The 25,282-nt window shown below is 54.4% G+C and carries 23 protein-coding genes and 1 riboswitch; of the genes, 10 read left to right on the plus strand and 13 right to left on the minus strand.

What is annotated here, in order from left to right:
• From U9O48_RS14705 to U9O48_RS14715, 3 genes are read right to left on the minus strand one after another with little or no spacing between them, the layout of a single operon-like run.
• Positions 1-1,107, minus strand: a complete 1,107-nt coding sequence (locus tag U9O48_RS14705; RefSeq protein ID WP_324722729.1) for an Ig-like domain-containing protein — start codon at positions 1,105-1,107, stop codon at positions 1-3.
• Positions 1,108-1,158: 51 nt separating this feature from the next.
• Positions 1,159-2,052 carry a SinI family autotransporter-associated protein gene (locus U9O48_RS14710; RefSeq protein ID WP_324722730.1) on the minus strand — a complete coding sequence of 298 codons (894 nt, stop codon included), beginning with the start codon at positions 2,050-2,052 and terminating at the stop codon, positions 1,159-1,161.
• Between the two features lie 53 nt (positions 2,053-2,105).
• On the minus strand, positions 2,106-4,352 hold the full coding sequence (locus tag U9O48_RS14715) for an inverse autotransporter beta domain-containing protein (protein ID WP_324722731.1): 2,247 nt from the start codon (positions 4,350-4,352) through the stop codon (positions 2,106-2,108).
• 277 nt (positions 4,353-4,629) lie between these two features.
• Between U9O48_RS14715 and U9O48_RS14720 the strand changes: the two genes are divergently transcribed.
• The 3 genes from U9O48_RS14720 (at position 4,630) to yegS (ending at position 7,627) form a co-directional block, all read left to right on the plus strand.
• The gene (locus U9O48_RS14720; protein ID WP_282495036.1) at positions 4,630-4,962 is read left to right on the plus strand and encodes a YegP family protein; all 333 of its coding nucleotides are present in this window, start codon (positions 4,630-4,632) and stop codon (positions 4,960-4,962) included.
• A gap of 154 nt (positions 4,963-5,116) precedes the next feature.
• Positions 5,117-6,478: a tRNA 5-hydroxyuridine modification protein YegQ gene (gene yegQ / locus U9O48_RS14725; RefSeq protein ID WP_285144088.1), complete on the plus strand. Its 1,362-nt coding sequence runs from the start codon at positions 5,117-5,119 to the stop codon at positions 6,476-6,478.
• A gap of 249 nt (positions 6,479-6,727) precedes the next feature.
• Positions 6,728-7,627 (plus strand): lipid kinase YegS, encoded by a 900-nt coding sequence (gene yegS, locus U9O48_RS14730; RefSeq protein WP_285144087.1) that lies wholly within the window; start codon positions 6,728-6,730, stop codon positions 7,625-7,627.
• A gap of 91 nt (positions 7,628-7,718) precedes the next feature.
• On the opposite strand, the gene U9O48_RS14735 is transcribed toward yegS, so the two are convergent.
• The 7 genes from U9O48_RS14735 to fbaB all read right to left on the minus strand — a co-directional run bounded on the left by U9O48_RS14735 (position 7,719) and on the right by fbaB (position 15,491).
• Positions 7,719-8,492: an ABC transporter ATP-binding protein gene (locus U9O48_RS14735; protein WP_285158725.1), complete on the minus strand. Its 774-nt coding sequence runs from the start codon at positions 8,490-8,492 to the stop codon at positions 7,719-7,721.
• A 9-nt stretch (positions 8,493-8,501) separates the two neighbouring features.
• Complete coding sequence (locus U9O48_RS14740; RefSeq protein WP_285144359.1) at positions 8,502-9,365, minus strand: ABC transporter ATP-binding protein; 864 nt, start codon at positions 9,363-9,365, stop codon at positions 8,502-8,504.
• Positions 9,337-10,242 (minus strand): ABC transporter permease, encoded by a 906-nt coding sequence (locus U9O48_RS14745; RefSeq protein ID WP_285144085.1) that lies wholly within the window; start codon positions 10,240-10,242, stop codon positions 9,337-9,339. The genes U9O48_RS14740 and U9O48_RS14745 overlap by 29 nt, the downstream gene beginning before the upstream one ends.
• On the minus strand, positions 10,239-11,276 hold the full coding sequence (locus tag U9O48_RS14750; RefSeq protein ID WP_282495041.1) for an ABC transporter permease: 1,038 nt from the start codon (positions 11,274-11,276) through the stop codon (positions 10,239-10,241). The genes U9O48_RS14745 and U9O48_RS14750 overlap by 4 nt, the downstream gene beginning before the upstream one ends.
• The gene (locus U9O48_RS14755) at positions 11,273-12,889 is read right to left on the minus strand and encodes an ABC transporter substrate-binding protein (protein ID WP_285149328.1); all 1,617 of its coding nucleotides are present in this window, start codon (positions 12,887-12,889) and stop codon (positions 11,273-11,275) included. Before U9O48_RS14755 ends, U9O48_RS14750 begins: the two co-directional genes overlap by 4 nt.
• A 33-nt stretch (positions 12,890-12,922) precedes the next feature.
• Positions 12,923-14,077, minus strand: coding sequence for a mandelate racemase family protein (locus U9O48_RS14760; RefSeq protein ID WP_285149327.1), 1,155 nt, complete (start codon positions 14,075-14,077; stop codon positions 12,923-12,925).
• 361 nt (positions 14,078-14,438) lie between these two features.
• Entirely contained in the window at positions 14,439-15,491 is a 1,053-nt protein-coding gene (gene fbaB / locus U9O48_RS14765) for a class I fructose-bisphosphate aldolase (RefSeq protein ID WP_285149326.1), read from the minus strand.
• Between the two features lie 252 nt (positions 15,492-15,743).
• On the opposite strand from fbaB, the gene U9O48_RS14770 reads away from it, so the two are divergent.
• From U9O48_RS14770 to U9O48_RS14780, 3 genes are read left to right on the plus strand one after another with little or no spacing between them, the layout of a single operon-like run.
• On the plus strand, positions 15,744-17,021 hold the full coding sequence (locus tag U9O48_RS14770; protein WP_282495045.1) for a nucleoside permease: 1,278 nt from the start codon (positions 15,744-15,746) through the stop codon (positions 17,019-17,021).
• Complete coding sequence (locus U9O48_RS14775; RefSeq protein WP_285149325.1) at positions 17,018-18,022, plus strand: ADP-ribosylglycohydrolase family protein; 1,005 nt, start codon at positions 17,018-17,020, stop codon at positions 18,020-18,022. Before U9O48_RS14770 ends, U9O48_RS14775 begins: the two co-directional genes overlap by 4 nt.
• Positions 18,019-18,975, plus strand: coding sequence for a PfkB family carbohydrate kinase (locus U9O48_RS14780; protein WP_285149324.1), 957 nt, complete (start codon positions 18,019-18,021; stop codon positions 18,973-18,975). Before U9O48_RS14775 ends, U9O48_RS14780 begins: the two co-directional genes overlap by 4 nt.
• On the opposite strand, the gene U9O48_RS14785 is transcribed toward U9O48_RS14780, so the two are convergent.
• From U9O48_RS14785 to thiM, 3 genes are read right to left on the minus strand one after another with little or no spacing between them, the layout of a single operon-like run.
• Positions 18,949-19,695 (minus strand): GntR family transcriptional regulator, encoded by a 747-nt coding sequence (locus tag U9O48_RS14785; protein ID WP_285144078.1) that lies wholly within the window; start codon positions 19,693-19,695, stop codon positions 18,949-18,951. The two genes, U9O48_RS14780 and U9O48_RS14785, sit on opposite strands and share 27 nt — an antisense overlap.
• 49 nt (positions 19,696-19,744) lie before the next feature.
• Positions 19,745-20,545 carry a bifunctional hydroxymethylpyrimidine kinase/phosphomethylpyrimidine kinase gene (gene thiD, locus U9O48_RS14790; protein WP_285149323.1) on the minus strand — a complete coding sequence of 267 codons (801 nt, stop codon included), beginning with the start codon at positions 20,543-20,545 and terminating at the stop codon, positions 19,745-19,747.
• A complete protein-coding gene (gene thiM, locus U9O48_RS14795) occupies positions 20,542-21,312 on the minus strand; it encodes a hydroxyethylthiazole kinase (RefSeq protein WP_285149322.1) in 771 nt (256 codons plus the stop codon). The genes thiD and thiM overlap by 4 nt, the downstream gene beginning before the upstream one ends.
• A 36-nt stretch (positions 21,313-21,348) precedes the next feature.
• A riboswitch (TPP riboswitch) is annotated at positions 21,349-21,446 on the minus strand.
• A gap of 554 nt (positions 21,447-22,000) precedes the next feature.
• Here thiM and U9O48_RS14800 point away from each other — a divergent pair.
• From U9O48_RS14800 to U9O48_RS14815, 4 genes are all read left to right on the plus strand, one after another.
• Positions 22,001-22,564, plus strand: coding sequence for a type IV secretion protein Rhs (locus U9O48_RS14800; protein ID WP_285144075.1), 564 nt, complete (start codon positions 22,001-22,003; stop codon positions 22,562-22,564).
• Positions 22,561-22,890 (plus strand): putative T6SS immunity periplasmic lipoprotein, encoded by a 330-nt coding sequence (locus tag U9O48_RS14805; protein ID WP_285149321.1) that lies wholly within the window; start codon positions 22,561-22,563, stop codon positions 22,888-22,890. Before U9O48_RS14800 ends, U9O48_RS14805 begins: the two co-directional genes overlap by 4 nt.
• Before the next feature lie 3 nt (positions 22,891-22,893).
• Positions 22,894-23,394, plus strand: coding sequence for an Hcp family type VI secretion system effector (locus U9O48_RS14810; RefSeq protein WP_285149320.1), 501 nt, complete (start codon positions 22,894-22,896; stop codon positions 23,392-23,394).
• Positions 23,395-24,262: 868 nt separating this feature from the next.
• Positions 24,263-25,216 carry a YadA C-terminal domain-containing protein gene (locus U9O48_RS14815; RefSeq protein ID WP_324722732.1) on the plus strand — a complete coding sequence of 318 codons (954 nt, stop codon included), beginning with the start codon at positions 24,263-24,265 and terminating at the stop codon, positions 25,214-25,216.
• Positions 25,217-25,282 lie beyond the last annotated feature (66 nt).

Here is a 25,282-nt window from a genome sequence, read left to right on the forward strand (position 1 = left end):
TTAAGGCATGATACAGGCCACGCCTTCCGTCTTATCAGACGTATTCGACGTGATATGCCCCGTTGCGGTGTACATGTAGTAATAGGCATCCAGATCGGCAATCGCCTCTTCAGATGACCAGTACACCGTACCCGCGTGGGTGACATCATCCAGGCTGCTGCCCCACTCCTGCCACAGCGCCCCGCTCGGCACTTCGCGTTTGCCCTGCGCTGAAGACAAATCGTCATTGACGGGCAGGCGATAACCTTGATTCTCACACCAGGCTTTAGCGTCAGACCAGTTCATTTTGGTCTTTTCGCTAAAGACGAAGAATTTCTGCGGATTAAAAATAATGGAGGTCTTAATCTCATTATGACGAGCCGTGATTTTGAACGGCCCTTTCGCATGGATAGTAACAAGTCCCGTATCGCTCACCTCGGCAATCGCGGAATTACTGGTTGTCCATTCCAGCTGGTCCGCCTCGTTATCGGTTTCGAGCTGTATTTGCGCACCGGCAAAGGCGGTCTGCAGTTTTTTATCCGCAGTCACATAGTACGCGGCTTCATGATTTAATGGCGCAACAATATAGCTGATAATATTCATGGCATGCGGGTTAACCGGGCCGGTAGGAATATTATCTTCAACGTCGTAGTTGCTAATATCTTTTATCGAAAGGGTATTATTGGCGCGAGGAATACCCGTGGTGGTTGTGGGAGTAATATTGACGCCAATGGTGCAACCTTTATCGTCAGGAAGAATATCGTAATGATCGACTCCGCTGGCCAACACATGTTGTTTGTTATTTACATCAGTGCAAACCCATTCCACCGTGGGCAGCGTCGCCTCCTGGTCACCCTCTGCATCCATCACTTTCCATAATAAATCTATGGAATCGCTAATATCCAGTTCGTCATCATCATCCACAACAACGTTTTTTCGATGAAAACTCACTTTCCCCGGTTCGTTTTTATCATTGTAAATAACTGGGGGTGTTCCATTAATAATTCCGGCGCTCGCCGTCAGATCCGTTGCACTTGCCCGACCCAAATTGAGTAATACAATGAGCATCACCACCTGGCTGTGAATAAATTTTATTTTCATCATTTTACCACGCAATGAGTCTGTCATGATTCTGTTATGTCCTGAGCGCCGAAGCGCTCAGGACATGACTGTTGTCGATTATTTGCGTTTGGTCGATTTCAGAACCGCTTTGACTTTCGCCGTATAATCCACTTTCAGGCCATAGCCCTGGACACCGTCCGCTCCGGCAGATGCGAAGATAGATTTCGCGCTGGCGTTGGTTTCCGGGATCGACAGATCTTTGTTGTCCGTGCTGCTGACAGCATAACCGCCCGCGGTGCCTGTCGTCGCACTGGTGCCATCGAAGACCCACTTGTAGTTGTAGTTGCTGGATGCATCAAGCTCATCCGCATCCATGACGTTGTTATTGTTCGCGTCATACCAGATTTTGAACTGGTAGGTATGGCCGACGAGCAGCTGGCTGTTCGCTTTACCAATCAGGTTAACCGTTGGCGCTGCGGAATCGACAATCATGACGCCGATATTACCGCCGACAATTGGGCCGTCTGGAATATTATCGGTTGAATCATTCACACTAATATCATTGATGGTGATCGTCTGACCTTTGTTTGGCGTACCGGTAGAGGTTTGCTCGGTGATTTCTGCACCCAGATAACGCCCGGCATCTGTCGCCGCAATGGTATAGCTCTCCTTACCATCGTTTGCTAATGCAATCTTATTAGCACCATGTCCGTCCGTAGACGTAAACCATTTAATAGAGGTTTTACTGCTGTCGGTATCGCCCTCTTTATCCGTAAAGAGATAGCTCAGCGTAATTTTATCACCCGGCGACATCGCGGTAGTGGAGTTACTTTCGTGTCCGTTATTAAACGTGACGCTGTGATCGACAGCACCGGTACCCGTGCCTTTTAAAACGGGTAAGGTACCTATTAATTGCCCCGCCGAGTCTGTAACTTCCGCAGAGGCCATATGTGCACAGCCCGCAAACAGCACGCTGGCAATAAGTGTTTTGTTAAAGGTTTTCATTTTCATTAAAACTCACATAATTAAGATATATTTAATTCACACTGATATAACAAGATTATTTACTTAAAGTTAGCCTGGACAAACTGCATTCCTTCCGTTGTCAGCTTGTAATCCACTCTTAATTGATATCCCTGGACGCCATTAATACCGGCGGCAGGGAAAATAGCTTTTGCTTCTGCATTGGTGACCGGAATGGAAATATCCTGGTTATCGGTATTACTGGCAGCATATCCACCCGGCATCCCGTTGGTGCTTTTGCCATCAAATAACCATCGATAGTGAGTCACCTCCGTCAGCGGTCGAAGATCGGTGCTCGACACCGTTTGTAGATCAGAGGCATCCCATTGGCCGTTTTTATTGCTGTCCCAGGCCAGGATAAAACGGTACTGATGACCCAGGGCTAATTTGTTCGATTTGATACCGATTAAATTGGTTGTCGGATTCTGGGTATCGACAATCGCGGCAACGATATACTGCGAGCTGTCGCTAAAATCCACGAGCACGGGGTTGGTTTTCTGGCCATCTTCGTCTTGCTGCGTGGCGACGAAGGCATAGATCCCGCTCCGGGTGCTCGAAACAACGGCTTTCCCGTTACTGGATCCTGAAACAAAGAACAGGCATTTTTGCTCGTTATCACACTCTTTTTTCGATTTGTGGATAGGCACTTCATGGGCGTGATCCCGGTCCTTCACTTCATAGGCGTGGAACGTCATGTCCAGGTTTTCCGGGGCAACCGGCGTTGTTTCGCCGTGCACGCCAGCCGCTTTTGCGCCGTAGCTTTTCAGGTTGACCGGTGTAATTCCGTTTGCAGGAGTCTTGACCGCTTTTTTCTCCCCGTCTTCATCATCAATGACCAGTTGATAATTGGTCGGCGCCTCTGCCACCAGGATATTCACCGCGTTTGACTGGCGGGTGTGCCCCTTTTCATCCACCAGCGTCACCGCCAGGCGATACTTATTCGCGTTGCTGTCCGGGGAATCCACCCACGCCGGGAAGGTTAAGGTCCAGTGGTTATCCTTGCCGGTCGCGATATTTGTTGATGGCGATAAGGCTGGCAGCGCCAGCGCCTTTTCAGGGCTGAAGTTGCCCATCGGCACCCAGTGCGCACTTTGTATTTTAAGATGCGAAGTAATGTCCGCATTCACCGTCCAGTGGCAACCCTCGTAGGCCTGAGCGGTATCCGGCGCGTCGGTAAGAATGCAGGGAGCTGCGGTGTTGGTCGGAGCCAGGAAAATACCGACATCCAGATCGTTCTTCTCCCGATATTCAAGGACAATGTCGTTATTACGATCGACAAAATCCATCCGGCTACCGGCAAGTGTCCGCATCTGCGCTACTTCGTCACCATCAAGTTGCTTTGAGAGCGAAACGTTGATGCGGTAATCGATATCCAGATTGACCGTCACTTCGCTTTTTTCTGACTGATCCGTTTTGTAGCCAGCCTTGAGCGTAATCAAAGGCACGGGAGTGTAGTCGACACCCAGCGTGACGGCTGAGGGGTCTTCCTGCAGATCGTCAGTACCGAACAAGGCTACCTGATCGCCATAGTACTTTTCGTACACTATCGAGCCGCCAAGCTGCGGGTAAGCTGGGAGATAAGTTTGAACGCGCTCATCCCACCCGCGCGCCGGGCGCTCCTGGTAATCATCGAGGTCCGGAGAGTCTTTCCAGGAAGAGAGCGGTAAATAGTAGTTGCCGCTTAATTTGAGATAATTAGTCCACGCCTCGGTGCCAATACCCAGACGTTTATGCCCGCGGGTAATATCGTGATCATAAAAAGCATTGGTGCCCAGCATCCAGTCTTTACTGACATTATGGCGAACGCCCGTGCCTATATTAGCAATGGTACGCCCATCTTTATTATGAACTGAGAATTGACTGAATAGTAAATCACTTTCCCCGTTATACCAGGGAACTAAATAATCCAGTGAAGAACCATCGAGATTTCCTTTATCATCTATGGCTATATTTGTAGCAACATGGCCATAAGGTGATAACAAATTGTCTATTTGCGATTGAGCTGCGCCGGTAACGACACCTTTACCGTATTGATAAAACTCTGATTTCATCCCTTCAGGCGTCAGATTTTGAAACCTCTGCTGCGCTTCACTTACTGCAATATCGGATACTTTTTTTTCAATGTTTTTTTCATTGTTCCCGCTATCTCCATCTGATTTATCAGTATTATTTTTTTGCATAGCAGAATCACTCCCAAGATCAGGGAGATTTATATTCTCTGCCGCAGAAGAAATGCCAAATGACAGCATAAAGCAAAATAAAGCCAGAAGGATATATACAGGAAGCATAAATTAATGTTTCATAATATTATATAAGTAAAAGCTCAAACACGTTCATAAAGCGTACATTTATTATGCAATTCCAATCATTAATTATCAATATTAAACAAAGCCGAGAGTTATTATTTAATAATTAAGTTGTTTTAATATATCTAAATACGCGCCGGTTAATATGTAAACGATATGTTTTCAGCCACTGGCAACTCCCTGAGAATCACCCATACTTTCAACGGCATCCTCCGATGTGACTTCCTGTTTGATTAACACTTTTGATCAAGGAGTTCTTATGGCTGGTTGGTTCGAACTAAGCAAAAGCAGTGACGGGCAGTTCAGGTTTGTTCTGAAAGCGGGGAACGGTGAAATTATCCTCACCAGTGAGCTGTACACCACCAGGGCTTCAGCAGAAAACGGTATTGCCTCTGTGCGTACCAACAGCCCGCACGACGAGCGCTATGAGAAAAAAACCTCGGCTAACGGCAAATATCACTTCAACCTGAAAGCGGCAAACCATCAGGTGATTGGCTCAAGCCAGCTGTATGCGTCCGAGCAAACGCGGGAAACCGGCATCGCCTCGGTGAAAAATAACGGGTCAAGCCAGACGCTGAAAGACCTCACCTAATCCTATTACCTCCGCCGGGCTGGCCCCGCGGCCACCCGGCGCTTTACCTCCCTCCCCCGCAGCGCTACAATGCCCGCCCTTAAAGTACGGGATCTCCCCTTACCGCTGCACCTGGTGTACGCGGATCTGACCTGTCATCAGAACGAGAACAAACATGTTTAAACCAGAACTCCTTTCCCCGGCGGGAACGCTGCAGAATATGCGTTACGCTTTCGCTTATGGTGCCGATGCGGTGTATGCGGGCCAGCCGCGTTACTCGCTGCGCGTGCGTAATAATGAATTCAACCACGAGAATTTGCAGCTCGGCATCAACGAAGCGCATGCCCTGGGCAAAAAATTCTACGTGGTCGTGAACATCGCGCCGCACAACGCCAAGCTGAAAACGTTTATTCGCGATCTCAAGCCAGTGGTGGAAATGGGTCCTGATGCGCTGATCATGTCTGACCCGGGTTTGATCATGCTGGTGCGTGAGAACTTCCCGGAGATGGATATTCACCTTTCCGTGCAGGCGAACGCCGTTAACTGGGCGACGGTCAAATTCTGGAAACAGATGGGACTGACCCGCGTAATCCTGTCGCGCGAACTGTCGCTGGAAGAAATCGAAGAGATCCGCACGCAGGTGCCGGAAATGGAACTCGAAATCTTCGTTCACGGCGCTCTGTGCATGGCCTACTCTGGCCGCTGCCTGCTCTCTGGCTATATCAACAAACGCGACCCGAACCAGGGCACCTGCACCAACGCCTGCCGCTGGGAATATAACGTCCAGGAAGGCAAAGAGGATGATGTCGGTAACATCGTGCACAAGCACGAGCCGATCCCGGTGAAAACCGTGGAGCCGACGCTGGGCGTGGGCGCCCCGACCGACAGCGTGTTTATGATTGAAGAAGCGAAACGTCCGGGCGAATACATGACCGCCTTCGAAGACGAGCACGGCACTTACATCATGAACTCCAAAGACCTGCGCGCGATCGCACACGTCGAGCGTCTGACGCAGATGGGCGTGCACTCGCTGAAGATCGAAGGTCGCACCAAGTCTTACTATTACTGCGCCCGCACCGCACAGGTGTATCGCAAAGCGATTGATGACGCCGCGGCGGGTAAACCGTTCGACACCACCCTGCTGGAGACCCTTGAAGGTCTGGCGCATCGCGGTTACACCGAAGGCTTCCTGCGCCGTCACACCCATGACGATTACCAGAACTACGAGCACGGCTACTCCATCTCCGAGCGCCAGCAGTTTGTCGGTGATTTCACCGGCGCGCGCAAAGGGCCTCTGGCCGCCGTCGCCGTGAAAAACAAATTCACCAAAGGCGACAGCCTGGAGCTGATGACCCCGCAGGGCAATATCAACTTTACGCTGGAGCATCTGGAAAACGGCAAAGGCGAAGCGATCACCGTTGCCCCTGGCGACGGTCACACCGTGTGGCTGCCGGTGCCGGAAGAAGTGGAGCTGGAATACGCGCTGTTGATGCGCAATTTTGCCGGTGAAAGCACCCGCAACCCGCACAACAAGTAGTTGAGCAGGGGTATTTTTTCGTCATGGGATAATTCTTAGAAACGGATCACATACCGCTTCGTTCAATAAGGGTATTATCCCCAGCGCTGAAAAACATAACCCATAAATGCTAGCTGTACCAGGAACCACCTCCTTAGCCTGCGTAATCTCCCTTACGCAGGCTTATTTTTTGCCTTTCATCCTGTTCTTACGCGCTTTTTCCTTCCCTGAGATACACTCTTGATAGAGCTTAAAAGGGAGCAACCTTGGATGTCGACCTATCCGGATAGTTTACTGATCCTCAACGGCAAAAGTGCAGGCGATGACTTTCTGCGCCAGGCGATTGCCGATTTGCGTGAAAATGGCGCACAAATTCACGTCCGTGTGACCTGGGAAAAAGGGGATGCCGCACGGTATATCGACGAAGCCTGTCGGCTGGGCGTCGCCACTGTTATCGCCGGTGGCGGTGACGGGACCATCAATGAAGTGGCGAGCGCGCTGATTGAGCGTGACGCCGCACATCGCCCGGTGATGGGCATTTTACCCCTCGGCACCGCCAATGATTTCGCCACCAGCGCGGGCATTCCTGAGAGTCTGGACAAAGCGTTGCAGCTGGCCATCGTCGGGAAACCGACGGCGGTGGATATCGCCCAGGTCAATGAGAAAACCTGTTTTATCAATATGGCGACGGGGGGTTTTGGCACCCGTATTACCAGCGAAACGCCGGAGAAACTCAAAGCCGCGCTCGGCGGGGTGTCGTATCTGATTCACGGTCTGATGCGCATGGATATGCTCAAGCCCGACCGCTGCGAGATAAACGGCGAGAACTTCCACTGGCAGGGTGACGCCCTGGTGATTGGGATTGGTAACGGACGTCAGGCGGGCGGCGGGCAACAGCTGTGCCCCGATGCGCTGATTAATGATGGTCTGTTGCAGCTGCGGATTTTCACCAGCGACGGGATGTTACCCGCTCTGTTCACCACCCTGACCCGCCCGGAAGAGAGCCCGAACGTGCTCGACGGACAGTCCGCGTGGTTTGAAATTATCGCCCCACACGGCATGACTTTTAACCTCGACGGCGAGCCGTTGAGTGGGGAGCATTTCCGTATTTCGCTGCTGCCCGGCGCGCTGGAGTGCCGGTTGCCGCCGGATTGTGTGCTGTTGCGCTGACGTCTTTGCCCGGCGGCGCTACGCTTGCACGGGCCTACAAAACCGTAGGCCGGGTAAGGCGCAGCCGCCACCCGGCAACAAAAACCACCACTCAATACGCCGCCACCTCCCGCGCCATCTCGCGGGTGTACTGCTGGCTGGCGTTCACCAGCATTCGCGTGTAGTCGGTGCGGGCGTTTCCGGCGACCAGTTCATCCACGGTCAGGGTCTCCAGAATCTTGCCGTACTGCATCACCGCCACTTTCTGGCACAGATGGGCAATTACGCCCAGATCGTGCGTCACCATCAGATAGGTGAGATTCGACTCGCGCTGCAGCTCCGCCAGCAGATTTAAAATCTCCGCCTGCACAGACACGTCCAGCGCCGACGTCGGTTCATCCAGCAGCAGCACCTGCGGCTGCAGAATCAGCGCTCTGGCGATCGCCACGCGCTGGCGTTGGCCGCCGGAGAGCTGATGCGGATAGCGATCACGAAACGCCCGGTTCAGCCCTACTTTATCCAGCAAACTGTGGATGCGTCGATCGCGGTCGGAAATGCCGTGGATTTGCAGCGGCTCTTCCAGAATATCGCCGATGGTGTGGCGCGGATGCAGCGAGCCGTACGGGTCCTGAAACACCATCTGCACCCTTCGACAGCGTTCGGCGTTGATCTTTCGCCCAAGCCGGGTGCCGTCGATCGCCAGCTCACCGTCCCAGTGGGTAAACAGCCCGGCCAGACATTTCAGGACCGTGGTTTTGCCGGACCCCGACTCCCCCACCAGGCCGTAAATCTCGCCGGCTTCAACCCTGATGTTCACATCACTCAGCACCTGACTGCGCTTTTCACCCTCGCCAAAGGCCAGGTTGAGGTTTTTAATCTCGATCATCTCTGCTCCTTATTCATTGAGCCAGCTGGCCTGGCGCTGCAACACTGGCAGCACCGGACGGCGATGGTGAAGTTCCGGCAGGGCGCTGATTAAGCCCTGGGTATAGGGATGTTGGGCGTTATGCAGATCGCAGGCGGCGATGGACTCCACCACCCGCCCGGCGTACATCACCAGCACCCGGTCGCAGAAGCTGCGCACCAGGTTGATGTCGTGGCTGATAAAAATCAGCCCCAGCCCGCGGGATTTCACCAGGTCGTCCAGCAATCCCAGCACCTGCAAACGCACGGAAACGTCCAGCGCAGAGGTCGGTTCATCGGCAATCACCAGCTCGGGATCGGTGATCAGCATCATGGCAATCATGATGCGCTGCCCCTGCCCGCCGGAAATCTCGTGCGGATAGAGATGATAGACCCGCTCCGGCTGGCGGATGCGCACCACGTCGAGCATCTCCAGCACTTTGGCTTTCGCCTCGGCTTTGCGCCCCGGATGGTGCGTCAGCCAGGCTTCAGCGATCTGCGCCCCAACGCAGACCACCGGGTTCAGCGAGTATTTCGGGTCCTGCATGATCATCGAGATGCGCTTCCCGCGAATGCCACGCATTTGCGCCTCGCTCACCGAGCGCAGATCGACGTCGCCAAACTGCATCTGGGTGGCGCTGATCCGCGCTTTCGCCGGATGCAGGCGCAGCAACGCGCGCCCGACGGTGGATTTCCCGGAGCCGGACTCGCCGACAATCGCCAGCTTTTCGCGCCCGAGCTGGAAGGAGACGCCGCGCACGGCGTGGGTCACCGCGCCGCCGTTGATAAAATCGACGTGCAGGTCGCGCACGTCGAGCAGGGGAGCGTTATTCGCTGCGAGGATCGAGGATGTCACGTAGGCCATCTCCTAAGAAGTTGAACGCCAGGCTGTTGATCAGGATCGCCAGCCCCGGAATAGTCACGACCCACCAGCACTCCATCATGTAGGTGCGGCCGCTGGAGATCATCGCGCCCCACTCCGGCTCCGGCGGCTGTGCGCCGAGGCCGAGAAAGCCCAGACCGGCGGCGGTCAGGATGATCCCCGCCATATTCATGGTGATGCGGATAATCACCGACGGCAGGCACAGCGGCACGATATGTCGCCACAGCACGCGCACCGGGGACGCCCCCTGCAAACGCACCGCCGAGATAAAATCGGCCTGGCGCAGTGAGAGCGTTTCCGCCCGCGCCAGACGGGCAATCGGCGGCCAGGCGGTGATCGTAATGGCAATCACCACGTGCTCCAGCCCCGGACCGAGGGCGGCGACAAACGCCAGCGCCAGCACCAGGCTCGGGAACGAGATAAAGATATCCGTCACCCGCATCAGCACCGCATCCACTTTGCCGCCGAAATACCCGGCGGTAACGCCCAACAGCAGGCCGAGCGGCCCGACGGTAACCGACACCAGCAGCACGATATACAGCGTGATGCGCGAGCCATACACCAGGCGGCTGAAGATATCGCGGCCAAACTCATCGGTGCCAAACCAGTGCTGCGCGTTCGGCGCGACCAGCGCGTTGTTGAGGTCCTGCACCAGCGGGTTGTACGGCGCAATCAGCGGGGCAAAGGCGGCGACGATCAGCAGCAGCAGAACAATTCCGCCGCCGATCGCCGTCAGCGGGTTGCGCGCCATTTTGCCGACAAAACCCGCCCCACGGTTCAGGGTGCGTTTGATTCGCTGACGGCCTTCGCTGCTGCGCGCCCCCAGCGGCGTATCCAGAGAAACGGTCATGATTTCGTCCTCGGGTCAAAGAGTTGATACAGCATGTCGGAGAGCAGGTTGAGCATCACAAAGATAATCCCCACCAGCAGCACGCAGCCCATCACCGCATTCATGTCGCCGAGCAGCAGGCTGCCCGTGAGATACGAGCCAAAGCCTGGCCAGGAGAAGACGGTTTCAATCAGCACCGCCCCCTCCAGTAGCGAGCCGTAGGCCAGCGCCACTACCGTCAGGAGTTGCACCAGAATGTTGCGAAACGCGTGATTCCAGACAACCTGCCGCTCGGTTAAGCCCTTCACCCGCGCAGTGATGATGAACTCCTGCGAGAGTTGCGCCAGCATGAAGCTGCGCGTCATACGGCTGATGTAGGCCAGCGAGTGGAAGCCGAGCAACGACGCGGGCAACACCAGATGGTTAATGGCATTCCAGAACACGGCGCTGTTTCCCGCCAGCAGGGCATCGACGGTCATCAGCCCGGTCCGGCGCGGTACGATCCCGTCCAGCCCTAAATCGAGCCTTCCCGCCCCGCCCACCCAACCGAGCCAGGCGTAGAACAGCAGCAGCCCCATCATCCCGACCCAGAAGATCGGCGTGGAATACCCCGCCAGACTGATAATGCGCACCACGTAATCCGACAGGCTGTTGCGACGCGCCGCCGCCAGCACGCCCAGCGGAATGCCCAGGCCTGCGCCGACGATAATCGCCATCGTCGCCAGCTCCAGCGTCGCCGGGAAGACGCGCAGAATATCGTCCATGACCGGTTTGCCCGTCAGCAGCGCGTTACCGAGATCGCCGTGCAGGAGGTTGTTCAGGTAAATGCCGAACTGCGTCAGCAACGACTGATCGAAACCCAGCTGGTGATAGACCTGCTGATAGGTGCTGTGGTCGGCGTCCGGGCCGACAATCGCCAGCACCGGATCGACCGGCATCACGCGCCCGATGAAAAAGGTCAGCAGCAGCAGGCCAAACAGCGTCACCAGCACCTGGGTCAGCCGCTTCGAGAAACGGCGGGTGCGGGAGCCGGGAGAGAGGATCGCCACGCTCATTGTTCACCTCCAGTTTTATAGACTTCCCGCAGGAACGTGGTGGCCGACGGGTGCGACTGGAAGTTTTTGACTTCATTGCGCACCACGACGGAATCGACCATTTGCGACAGGGGAATCATCGCCGGGATCAGTTCGTCGTAGCGCACCTGGATCTGCTGATAATCCGCCACCTGCTTTTGCGGATCGCGTTCCAGCAGCGCTTTGTCGATCATCTCGTTGAGAGGCTTATCGTAGAAACTGGTGCGCCAGCCCTGGAAGTTGGTGAGCCGCGCCTCGTCGCTGTTGTCCGGGTTATAGACCAGAGCGCGCAGGCTGGAGTGCGGATGCGGCTCGACGCCGCTCCCGCCGCGGCCGACCAGCATGTCGAACTTACGCTCGCGCATCGCGCCGTAAATCTGGTTCCCGGTGCCAGTGATGATTTTGGCGTTGATCCCCGCCTGCATCAGCGTGGACTGCACGGCGATGGCGATATTAAGGAACGGCTGATCCGCCAGCACGCGCAGAGTGGTATCGAAACCTTCCGGATAACCGGCCTCTTTCAGCAGCTTTTTGGCGCGCGGAATATCCAGCCGATAGCCTGGGTCCGGCAGCGTCGACGGCATCCCGGCTTTGATCGGCCGCTGATGCAGTACACCGTAGCCCGGCATCAGCGCTTTGTTGATGCCCTGATAATCAATCAGATAGCGCACCGCTTCGCGCACCTTAGGGTTAGCGAAGTGCGCCTCTTTCATGCTCATCGCCACGTAATAAACGGTCCCCTTCTGCACGGCTTCGACCGTGAGCTGAGGGTCTTTGCGCAGGGCGTTGATGTCGGACACCGCCATGTTGCTGGCAATATCCAGGTCGCCTTTCTCAATCATCAGGCGCAGGGTTTGCGACTCCTGAAAATGGCGCAGCACGACGCGGCTCATTTTTGGCTCTTCCCGCCAGTAGTGCGGATTGCGCTGCATACGCAGCACATCTTTCGCCTGCCAGGTGTCGAGCATAAAGGGGCCAGAACCGGCTTCGTTGGTGGTCAGCCAGCGGTTGCCCCAGTCGTTGTTCACTTCATGAGATTGCACCGTTTTGCTGTCGAGCACGCCCAGATTGCCGAGCGCCCCGAGGGAGTAAATCACCAGCTGCGGATCGTTCGGTTTGGGCAGCACGATCTGCACGGTGTAGTCGTCGGACGCGCTGATTTGCTGGTCGATGTTTTTCTTCGAAAAGCCGTAGGATTTCCACACCGACGCCTGCGCCAGATTGAGATGCAGCAGGCGGCGCATCGACCAGACCACATCCTGCGCGGTGAGCGGATTACCGGAGTGGAATTTGACGTTATCGCGCAGATGGAAAGTCAGGGTTTTGCCGTCCGGCGCGATCTCCCAGGATTTCGCCAGCGCGGGCCGGACGTTGGTCAGTTCGTTCGGGTCGAGTTCCACCAGCGAATCGTAGAGATTCACCACGATGCCGACCACTTCGTTGCCGGTCATCGCCGCCGGGTCGAGGGTCAGCAGGTTGTTCATGTTCATACCGATGATGAGCTGGTCGGGCGGTGTTTTGGCGTACACCGCGCCGCTCCCCATCATCAGCGAGAGCGCGAGTAAACACGCTCTGCACAGAGGAGTTTGTTTCATGTATATATCGCCTGTAGGGTACGTTTTTATGTGTCAGTCGTGGCTGACTGTATTGGCTTCGATATACGCAAAATTGATGTCTTCGCCGAGCCCCGGGCGATTCGGCAGGCTGACCATGCCGTGTTCATCCATCGGGTCGACCAGGCTGTGGAGATACGCCGCCGGTTGGTCGTAATCGAGGAACGGGTGCAGCAGGCCGCGCTCATACCAGCGGCAGTTCTTAATCGCGCCGATCACCGCGAGGCTCGCCGCGCCGTTGCCGTGCACTTCGCAATCCATGCCGAAGGATTCCGCGAGGTTCGCCACTTTCAGCGTCGGCGAAATCCCGCCTACGCCGTTAGCCCCTGCACGCAGAATGTCGCACGCCCCGGCTTTTACCCAGTCGGCGCGGCTGTGATGTTTTCCGCCCAGACTTTCCGGGCCGATAATCGGGATCGACAGGTTTTCCGCAAGCCAGGCGTAGGAGGCCATGCTCTCCTCTTCCATTGGCTCTTCGAACCACGCGAAGTTGAGTTTTTCCAGCTCTTTGCCGATGTACAGCGCTTCGGTACGGCTGTACCAGTGATAGCCGTCGATCATCAGATCGATATCCGGCCCGACCGCTTCCCGCACGGCGGCGCAGGCTTTGACGTCCATTTTCGGGTTTGGCGCAAACGAGACGGGTGGCATCCAGGTGTGCAGTTTTATCGCTTTGTATCCGCGCGCCACCAGGGTTTCGGCAAAGCTCGCGTACTCGTCCGGCGTCGACAGGCCACCCGGCAGATCGTCCCCGCACATGGTGCTGCCGTAGGCCGGCACTTTATCGCGATAACCGCCGAGCAGTTTCCACACCGGCATATTCAGTTTTCGGCCAATCAGATCCCACAGCGCCTGCTCGATGAACCCGAGGGCGCGCTCCGTCAGCTGGTGCGCGCTGCCGCGCTGCCAGTGCGCCAGCTCCTGCCAGATTTTTTCGCGGTTGAACGCATCCTGGCCGACCAGCACTTTGCGAAAGAAGGTATTGACCACAAAGGGACGCACCACTTCCGGCGGCGCAAAGGCATACCCTTTGGTGCCGTCGTCTGCCGTGATCGAGAGCATCGCCATTTTGGCCAGGCTTTCGAGGCCAGGATGCGAATGCCCGGCGCTGTCGGAGACCCGTCGCGTCGGATACTGGAAGACGGTGACGTTTACAGATTCAATTTTCATTATCAGTCCTTAACACAACAGAGGTTCAGAGCGACTTCGTAATTTGAAAAGCTGTTTCGAAAGTAACTTTAAGCGCAAAATTCGTCCGCTGCCTTAGACAAATTCCGCTAAGCATCGGTCATTTATTGGGCATATGCACGGCGAGGAGTGACACTTTTCACAAAAGAGAGGGGAAGTGTGAAGTCGATCGGGATGGGTGTTTGAATGAAATGAAAAAGGGTTTCGGGTTTAAGTGAGGTGCGGTGCGATCTGGGCCCCTCACCCCGGCCCTCTCCCCAAAGGGGCGAGGGGGAAAAGACGGCTCCGTGCGGTCCCCTCTCCCCTATGGGGAGAGGGTTAGGGTGAGGGGTAAAGGCAAAAACTACGCGATTGTGACCTTAGTATCCAAATACACATTCTGCACCGCGTTAATCAGCTTAACCCCCTCGGACATCGATTTTTTAAACGCCTTACGACCAAGGATCAGCCCCATGCCGCCTGCGCGTTTGTTGATCACCGCCGTACGCACCGCGTCGGTCAGATCCGTTTCGCCGCCTGCCGCGCCGCCGGAGTTAATCAGCCCCGCGCGGCCCATGTAGCAGTTGGCGAGCTGGTAGCGCACCAGGTCGATCGGGTTATCGCTGGTCAGCTTGCTGTAGACGCGGTCATCGGTGTAACCGAAGTTCACCGCCTTGTAGCCGCCGTTATTCTCAGCCATTTTCTGCTTCACGATATCCGCGCCGATGGTCGCCGCCAGATGGTTCGCCTGGCCGGTGAGATCCGCCGAAACGTGGTAATCCACGCCATCTTTCTTGAACGCGTTGTTGCGAAGATAGGCCCACAGCACCGTCACCATACCCAGCTCGTGCGCACGTTCGAACGCCGCTGAAATCTCTTCAATCTGACGACGGGACTGCTCGGAGCCGAAGTAGATCGTCGCCCCCACCGCCACCGCGCCCAGATTGAACGCCTGCTCAACGCTGGCGTACAGCGTCTGATCGTATTCGGTCGGGTAGCTCAGGGTTTCGTTGTGGTTCAGCTTGACGAGGAACGGAATGCGGTGCGCGTAGCGGCGCGACACCGAGGCCAGCACGCCGTAAGTGGACGCCACGCAGTTACAGCCGGCTTCGATCGCCAGCTCCACGATATTCTTCGGATCAAAGTAGAGCGGGTTGGCGGCAAATGACGCCCCCGCGGAGTGCTCGACGCCCTGGTCAACGGGCAGAATGGACAGATAGCCCGTTCCGGCGAGGCGTCCGGTGTTGTACAGCGTCTGCATGTTTCGCAGCACCGCAGGCGGGCGATTGTTATCCATCATCACCCGATCAACATAGTCGTGGCCCGGCAGGTAGAGCTGATCGGCTGGAATAGTCATACAACGATGCTGTAAAAGGCTGTCGGCGTCTTTGCCAAGCAGCTGCGCAATATCAGTCATAGCGATGCTCCCGTAAGTTCCGACATCATGTCGGAGCGTGATATCCATACCCACAAATTTGTGAGCAGACTAAGCCTGGACCCGACTTAGCTTAATTTCCAGCCGGCGCCAGGTTTTTCAGCACAATCTGCTGGCTCGTTTCGTGTACAACAAAACTGTTACATCGATCAAACAATCGCGACAAAGGTATTTGAAAGGTATTATTGAGTGGTATGTTAAAGGCGTACCCTCTCTGACATGCAGGATTAAACAATGAAAACGAAAGTCCAACTGTCATTCATGATGTTTGTTGAATGGTTTATCTGGGGCGCGTGGTTCGTGCCGCTGTGGCTGTGGCTGAGTAAAAGCGGCTTTACCGCCGGGGAAATTGGCTGGTCTTACGCCTGTACGGCTATCGCTGCGATCCTCTCGCCGATCCTCGTCGGCTCCCTGACAGACCGTTTCTTTGCCGCGCAAAAAGTGCTGGCGGTGCTGATGTTTGCCGGAGCGATTCTGATGTACTTCGCCGCCCAGCAGACCGAGTTCAGCGCCTTCTTCCCGCTGCTACTCCTCTACTCCCTGACCTATATGCCGACGATTGCCCTGACCAACAGCATTGCTTTTGCTAACGTCGACGACGTCGAGGCCGATTTCCCGCGCATCCGCGTGATGGGCACCATCGGCTGGATTGCCTCCGGCCTGGCCTGCGGATTCCTGCCGCAAATGCTCGGCTACAGCGATATTTCTGACACCAATATTCCTCTGCTGATGACAGCGGGCAGCTCCCTGCTGCTGGGCGTCTTCGCTCTGTTCCTGCCGAACACCCCGCCGAAGAGTACCGGCAAGCTGGATATCAAAGTGATGCTGGGGCTGGATGCGCTGATTTTGCTGCGCGATAAAAACTTCCTCGTGTTCTTCTTCTGCTCGTTCCTGTTCGCGATGCCGCTGGCGTTCTACTACATCTTTGCCAACGGTTATCTGACGGAAGTCGGGATGAAAAACGCCACCGGCTGGATGACCCTCGGCCAGTTCTCTGAAATCTTCTTTATGCTGGCGCTGCCGTTCTTCACTAAGCGCTTTGGTATTAAAAAGGTCCTGCTGCTGGGCCTGATCACCGCCGCCATCCGCTACGGCTTCTTCGTCTTCGGCGGCGCGGACCAGTACTTCACTTACGCCCTGCTGTTCCTCGGCATTTTGCTCCACGGCGTGAGCTACGACTTCTACTACGTCACTGCCTATATCTACGTGGACAAAAAAGCGCCCGCGCACATGCGTACCGCAGCGCAGGGGCTGATTACGCTGTGCTGCCAGGGCTTCGGCAGTCTGCTGGGCTACCGCCTGGGCGGCGTGATGATGGAAAAAATGTTTGCCTATAAAGAGCCTGTGAACGGGTTGACCTTCAACTGGGCCGGAATGTGGGCGTTCGGCGGCATCATGATCGCCGTCATCGCCGTGCTGTTTATGCTGTTTTTCCGCGAATCGGATAAAGAGATCACCGCCATTGAGGTGGATGATGCCGATACCGCGCTGACACGAGGGGAAGTGAAATGAAAGCAGAACGTATTCTCGGCGCCCTGTACGGGCAGACGTTGGGGGATGCGATGGGCATGCCGTCTGAGCTGTGGCCCAGAAGCCGCGTGAAAGCCCACTTTGGCTGGATCGACCGCTTTTTACCGGGTCCGGCAGAGAATAACGCCGCCTGCTATTTTGGCCGCGCGGAGTTTACGGATGATACCTCCATGGCCCTGAGCCTGGCGGATGCGATTATCGAGTGCGACGGGCAGATTGATCCCGACGCCATCGGCAGGCATATCCTGCTGTGGGCCGAAGAGTTTGATGCCTTTAACAAAAACGTGCTCGGCCCGACGTCGAAGATTGCCCTGAACGCCATTCGCGCCGGGAAACCGGTGAGCGAGCTGGAAAACAACGGCGTCACCAACGGAGCAGCGATGCGCGCCTCGCCGCTGGGCTGCCTGCTCCCGGCCACCCGCCTTGAGCATTTTGTCGAGCAGGTGGCGCTCGCCTCCAGCCCGACGCACAAATCCGATCTGGCGATTGCCGGGGCGGTGGTGATCGCCTGGGCCATCTCCCGCGCCATCGACGGTGAAAGCTGGCAGAACATCGTCGACGCCCTGCCCGGCATCGCGCGTTATGCCCAGGAGTCTAAAACCACTACCTTCAGCGCCTCGCTCGCCGCGCGTCTGGAGCTGGCGCTCAAAACCGTGCGCGAGGCCAACGGCATTGATTCCGCCAGCGAGCAGATTTACCAGCTCGTCGGCGCGGGGACCAGCACCATTGAATCCGTTCCGGCGGCGATTGCGATGGTCGAACTGTCCGGGACCGACCCAAACCGCTGCGCGATTTTATGCGCCAACCTCGGCGGGGATACGGACACCATCGGCGCGATGGCGACCGCCATTTGCGGCGCGCTGCACGGCGTGCAGGCGATCGATCCGGCCCTGAAAGCGGAACTGGACGCAGTGAATCAGCTCGATTTCAACTACTACTGCGACCACCTGCTCAACTATCGGGAACAAAGAGAGGGCGCATGAGTACAGACCTTTCTCGCAAACTTGAGACGCTGACCGCCCGGCGTCCGGTGACGGTGCTGGGCGCGGCGGTGATCGACGTGATCGCCGATGCCTACGCCCTGCCGTGGCGCGGGTGTGACATCGAATTAAAACAGCAGGGGGTGAACATCGGCGGCTGCGCGCTGAATATCGCCATCGCCCTGAAACGCCTCGGCATCGCGGCGCAAAACGCGCTGCCGGTCGGCCACGGCGTGTGGGCGGATATTATTCGCAACGCGATGGCGAAACAGGATCTGCACAGCGCGGTCGAAGCCGAAAGCGGCGATAACGGCTGGTGCCTGGCGCTGGTCGAGCCGGACGGTGAACGCACCTTTATGTCGTTCAGCGGCGTGGAAAATCAGTGGCAGCAGAGCTGGCTGAACGGGCTGGAGGTACCGGCGCACAGTCTGGTCTCGCTCTCGGGCTACCAATTGACCTCTCCCTGCGGTGAACTGCTGACACGCTGGCTGGAAGGGCTGAATGACGTGACGGCGTTTATCGATTTCGGCCCGCGCATCGCGGATATCCCCGAAGCTCTGATGGCGCGGATCATGGGATGCAAACCGATTGTGTCACTCAATCGTCAGGAAGCGGTGATTGCGGCGGAGCGTCTGGGCGTTAACGTCGAAGCACTCGGCAAGGCGTGGCAAGCGCATTACGCCAGCCCGCTGATTGTGCGGCACGACAAAGACGGAGCCTGGTATTACGACGGCGACAACGCCGGGCATGTTCCGGCATTTGCCGCCACGGTGGTGGATACCATTGGCGCGGGCGACAGCCACGCCGGTGGCGCGCTGGCCGGGCTGGCGGCGGGATGGGCGCTGCCGGATGCGGTATTGCTGGGCAATGCGGTGGCGGCGTGGGTGGTCAGCCATCGCGGCGGCGACTGTGCGCCGACGCGCGAGGAATTACTCCTCGCACACAAAAACGTATAAATCGCTGCGACAGTAGCTAATGCTGTACTCAATCGGCCGGTGTTGCTGGTCAAGCGCAACTTGCTTGATCACCAGCACCGGTATTTTTTCGTCCATTTTGATGTGTAACTGGAATTCGCTGTCCGGCATCCGGGCGCTGACGCGCGAGCGGGTGCGCTGCGGAAAAATGTTCTGACTGCGGAAATAGTCATACAGAGAGATGCCGATGGCGTCGGGATCCTGAATCAGTCCGACCGGCACCCAGGACTCTTCAATCGACACGGCGTCGTCGTCCACGTAGCGAATGCGCTTGAGCATAAACACATCGCTTTGCGGCGCGATGGCAAGCTCCGCCGCCACCTCGTCGGGGCATGGCACAATCCGCTTATTCACCCACAGGGTATTGGGCTTTTTGCCGCGCAAAACCACCTGCTGGGAAAATCCTCGCGCTTCCTTGAGCGAATATTCAAAGATGTTGTTGATTTGCGTGCCGTAACCGCGCGCGCGCGTCACCACGCCCTCTTCCTCCAGCGCCTGCATCGCCTTACGCACGGTGATGCGTGACACCCCGGTCAACTGGCTCAGATCGCGCTCGCCCGGCAAAATATTGCCATGCTCCAGTATTCCGCTGCGCACGGCGTTTTTGACCGTCTCAGCAAACCTGAGGTACAGCGGGGTGTTATCCCCCGCCGCGATCCGTTCATTCAGTTGAGCAATTAACCGGGTATGCGCTTGTTCCATCTCTGTTTTCCTGGCCGAAAATCTCTAGCCAGTATACTCGCTCAGCCCGTTACCACCACGCATGAAAATGGTGAACCGGGCCAATACCGTGACCGACCTCCAGAGTATCGGCTTTGGCGAGTGCCAGCGAGAGCCAGGCTTTGGCCTCCTGCACCGTATCGGCCCAGTTTTCGTGGCGCGGGCGCAGCGCGGCCAGCGCCGCCGAGAGCGTACAGCCGGTGCCGTGGGTGTTTTTAGTGATCACACGCGGGGCGGTGAATCGCTGCGCGCCGTCGCGGGTAAAGAGCCAGTCCGGGCTTTCGGCGTCATCCAGATGACCGCCCTTCATCAGCACCGCTTCACAGCCGAGCGCCAGCAATGCGCGGCCCTGCTCTTTCATCTCCTGCTCCGTGCGGGCGTGCGGCGCATCCAGCAGCGCGGCGGCTTCCGGAAGATTCGGCGTGATAAGCGAGACTTGCGGCAGCAGTTTTTTGCGCAGGGTGTCGACGGCAGACTCAGAAAGTAGCGGATCGCCGCTTTTCGCCAGCATTACCGTGTCGAGCACCACGTTTTGCACCTGATAACGCGTCAGGCGTTCGGCGACGGCTTCGACAATATCCGTCTCGGCCAGCATGCCGATTTTGGTGGTATCAATGCGCACGTCGCTGAACACGGAATCCAGCTGGGCGGCGACAAAATCCGGCTCAATGCGATAGACCGACTGCACGCCGCGGGTGTTTTGCGCCACCAGCGCGGTAATGACCGAGCAGCCGTAGGCCCCGAGCGCCGAGAAGGTTTTAAGATCGGCCTGAATGCCCGCCCCGCCGCTTGGGTCGGTGCCTGCAATGGTGAGTGCGTTAATACGTTTCATGCCTGCGCCTCCAGGTTCCAGAGGGCGTCGATAAAGGCGCAGGCAAAACTGCCCGGCCCGGCGCTTTGCGACGCCGCGACGCTCCCTGCGCGCTTCATCCATCCGCAGGCGGCGGCAACATTATCCAGCCTGTCGCCCGGCAGCGAACAGCTGGCCGCCACCACCGCCGACAGCGCACAGCCGGTGCCGACTACGCGGGTCATCATCGGGTCGCCGCCAGCAATGGTTTTCGTTCGCTGACCGTCGGTGACGTAATCCACTTCGCCCGTAACGGCGACAATAGCGTTGGTCTGGCGCGCCAGCGCCTGTGCGGCGGGTAGCGCCCTGGCAGCGGTATCGGTGGTGTCCACCCCGCGACCGCCCGCGCTCATCCCGGCAAGAGCGAGAATTTCCGAGGCATTTCCGCGGATGGCGGCGGGTTTGAGCGTCAGAACTTGCTGACAAAAACGGGTGCGAAACGCGAGCGCGCCAACGCCGACAGGATCGAGCGTCCAGGGTTTTCCCGCGGCGACCGCACTTTCAATCGCCCGGCGCATCGACTGCGCGCGTGGCGAGGTGAGTGTGCCGACATTGATCAGCAGCGCATCCGCCATGGCCGCAAACTGCTCCGCCTCTTCGGCTTCAATGACCATCGCCGGGGAGGCGCCGAGGGTGAGCAAAATGTTAGCAGTAAAGGTTTGCACCACATCGTTGGTCATGCAGTGGGTGAGTGGCGAACGGGTTCGGAAGTGATGTAAAACGTGTAAATCGAGCAGGTCAGGCTGCATGGTTTCGCTCCTGCCTTGCGTCAAGAAGCGATAGCCGTGAAAGGCATCTGACTTCCCTACGCTGGCATTATCCAGATCAGGTGGTACGGGTATTTCTCAGCCTTCAACGAAGAAGGGCACCCCGAGTCAAATCATTTATAAAACAATCATTTACACATTGAAAATGTGTAGGTATTTAGTGTAACCGGGGCATAGTCGCAGGAGCAAGAATTTTCGATTTATCACAGTTGTTATCACACCGGAAATAGACAAATCACGTAATCAATCACCTCAATGTGTTCACCCGCTCGAATAGTCGATGAATGAATCAGGAGCATAGGAAAGTACGGATTTGACAAGCTAATCCTACACCCGGTATCGCTTCTTCACCACCAGGCAGGAGGTAACCAAAAGACTAACAACACCAATAAAAGAAAACCAAACACCTAAAATCAACATTAGAGGAAAAATAAAAGTAAACTATTATGCTCTTCCTTTATCGTTCCCTTATGCTTTTCTCTCTATTGTGGCCTCTAGCTTTCGACGAATCCGTTTCTTAGCTGGCGATATTTAGCAACACTAAATCTTGATGTTATTTCACTTAAATCCATTTAATTTTAGGAGCCTTCTCGGAAAAACCTTTTCCTTACTTGATCCTTTTGGTAGTACGATTAACGATCAATACCTACAAGGATCAGAGGGATATTGAATGCCAGTTGATGAAAGTATAAAACCCACATCAGGAACCCCCATTGTAGCTGGAGGAATCAGGCAACTTACGTTAGGTGAGATAGCTCTCGCTAAAACGCTTTTCGGTGGAAGCCTCATTTATAGCCGCATTTGGGTACATCGTGAAAGCTACCTCCCCTTCAACATGCAACCTGTAGATGTTGCTATGACTCCTAACGGCGAACTATGGTTTAGAGAAGGAACCTATTCACCTGATTTTTCATTAGAGCAAGACCTACAAAAGAAACATAGATTCATGCACGAAATGGTTCACGCATGGCAAGCACAAAAAGGTATGTTTGTTAGAACAAGAGGCTTATTTTCTCGCTTCGCTGATTACAGTTATACCTTAGATAAAGCTGATTTCCTCCATTATGGATTAGAACAACAAGCATCAATAGCTAGTGATTATTGGCTACTTGTCACATATGGCTTTAATAGAGATACATCTTATTTAGCAGAATACCAAGATTACAATCCTAGCTTATCTACTCATGAATTAATAAGAAGATACAAAGCCGTGTTAAAGGGTTTCCCTGGATGAAAGGATTACTAATACTACCTGTGATATTTCTTCTTTCAGGCTGCCCTGGTGGAGGTGTGCCAATTGCTGAACATCGTAGCATTTTTAGAGAAGGTGATACGATTTGTTTCACTGTAAATAAAACAGACGTGCTTGATCGTTATAGCGTTTACTATTGGCCTGACAGGAAATATACAGTTATCAAAGCTGATGATAGAGTTTCTTTATCATACCCTGACACCTGTTTTAAAGTTAAGTTACATAATGGCTATCAGTACAATATTGCATATAGCCTTAATGGTAAAAGTTATTCAGATTCATTTTTTATTGATAAAGACGGGAATTAAAATATGTCATTACCAGCTTATTTGTTTTTATATGATGAAAATGGGATGAAAATTCCAGGGGATTGTATGGCGTTAGGTCGTGAAGGTGCTATTGAGATAATGAATAGTAGCTATGGTGTACGCCAACCTGTAGATAGAGTTACAGGAAGCATGACAGGCTGTAGAATACATGACCCTATCACATTACATAAGCAACTTGATAAAGTAAGTCCTTACCTTGCTGTTGCCGTTTGTGAATCAAAACGATTGCAGAAAGCAGTGATAAAGTATTATGAAATTGTAGAAGCAGGGATAGAGGTAGAAATCTATAATATCACGCTTGAAAGTGTCGTTATCTCATCGGTAGATTTTACCCATGTGTACTATCCGGGTAGCTCTAACCCTAACATGCACGAGGTTGTAGGGCTTAAATTCCGTGGGATTGAATGGAATTATGTTAGAGGGAATATCAAATATGATGACGCATGGATGAAACCAGCACCAGAAAGTCAGAATGCTAAATAAGAAATCATGGGGCTTCAATAACAAATCCATTTGAAATTACAGATAATATAGGTACAGAAAATGTCTTTGATTCCTGTTCTAACTTCACCGATTTCTTATCAGAGATACTTGATACAGTAGCGTAACCTGTGCAGGGGTTTAAATGCCGCTCCGGTACATGAATAGGTGTCTAGGATGTTATTTTATTAATGCCGAAATATGAATTTCAATCTCTTTTTCAATGAGGAAGTGTAAAAAATGTGTGTTGCAGCTGTTATCGCTTAGATTGTTTGCTTGTTTGGATACGTAACGGCGTCGAGTGGCAGTATTGCTGGCTAGAGGATCGTCCTTAGAAGGTGGTACGGGTATTTCACAGCCTTAACGTGGAAGGGCACCCCGAGTCATTTGGTACAAAACAGCTTACTTTTTCCAGCTTAGGGGAAGCTGCTTGTTGGCGTAAGCCCCCCCTACCGTTTATCGCTTCTTCACGCTGTACCTTGACACGAAAAAGTAGCCACCTGGTAAGCCCGGATACGGACTATAAACGGCAAGTGAGAAAATTAATCTTATAGGCAACGATTCAAGGAGCTTTACCGCCCTCCCCTCAAACTTATTAAACATTATAAAAAGCGCCACCTCACCTTCATCTGTAAGTATACATTGATATAACGAAATTAAATTGTATCTATATTGTAGTTGCCTAATCATCATTATAAAACAGGGGTGTAAACCGCCTGTTTTATCACCTTAAACAGGTTCATATAAGAACATTCGCATGATGTAGATCAATAATTTCACCATCACATTCCGGGATATTTCACCGCTATTATCAATGTATAAAATTACGCATTGGTACATTTTCTCTTCTTTATCTGTGGTGGATAGCAAAATGAAATTAGTTAATTTTAGAAATTCTACAATTGCGGTAGTTGTATTTGGTGCTTTAGTTGCTTCTACTTGTGCAAACGCCGCGACTCATGCTTCTGATGTGCAACTTTCTACAGGTATGGATCTGGAAACTCACCTTAATAACGAATCAGGGCGAGTAGATGGACTGTCTAATGACATGTGGGACACTGAGCAAGCTGTAAAAACTAACGCTGATGATATCAAAACTAACAACAATCATATTGTTGCTGTTGAGCAAGATCTTAACAGCACTAAGAACGGCGTAGTAATTGTACAAAGTGAAGTCGTTCAAAATACTTCAGATATCCAGACTAACAAAGATTCTATTGCTGCTAACAAAACCGCTCAAGACACGGTAAACCACGGTCTTACTGACGTTAACATTCATCAAGATACGTTGATTAGTGGGAACACCACGCGCATTAATGCGTTAGAAAATGCGCCTAAACCTAAAGATGGGGCTAAAGGTGATAAAGGCGATAAAGGTGATCGCGGTTTAGCCGGTGCAACTACCACCGTCACTAAAGTCGATACGGCGACACAGGCGAAAGTCGCAAGCAATAGCGTAGCGATAGCTGAGACGGCGAAACAGTCTGCGAATGTTGCTAAAGATCTGCAGGACGCAAAACAGTTCCTAAACCAGCAGCAGAGCAGCAGCAATGCGCAATTTAAAAGTCTGAAAGACGAAATGGATGACAATAAAAAAGAGTCCCGCAGCGGCGCGGCGTCAGCCATTGCGATTGCGTCGATGCCACAGGTGGAAGCTGGCCAGTCGGTGATGTTCTCCGCAGGCGCGGGAACCTTTAAAGATGAACAAGCGCTGAGCGTGGGCGCCTCCTTCCATGCAGGTACATCGACGGTCATTAAAGCGGGTGTCAGCGACTCCACAAATAATGATTTTGCGATGGGCGCGGGAATCGGCATTGGTTTCTGATAAACCGGCTCATCGTAATTGAATAATTCACCTGTACCCTTTGATGATAGCCATCATGATAAAAAT

The organism is Lelliottia sp. JS-SCA-14 (assembly GCF_035593345.1).
Lineage (GTDB): Bacteria > Pseudomonadota > Gammaproteobacteria > Enterobacterales > Enterobacteriaceae > Enterobacter > Enterobacter wanjuensis.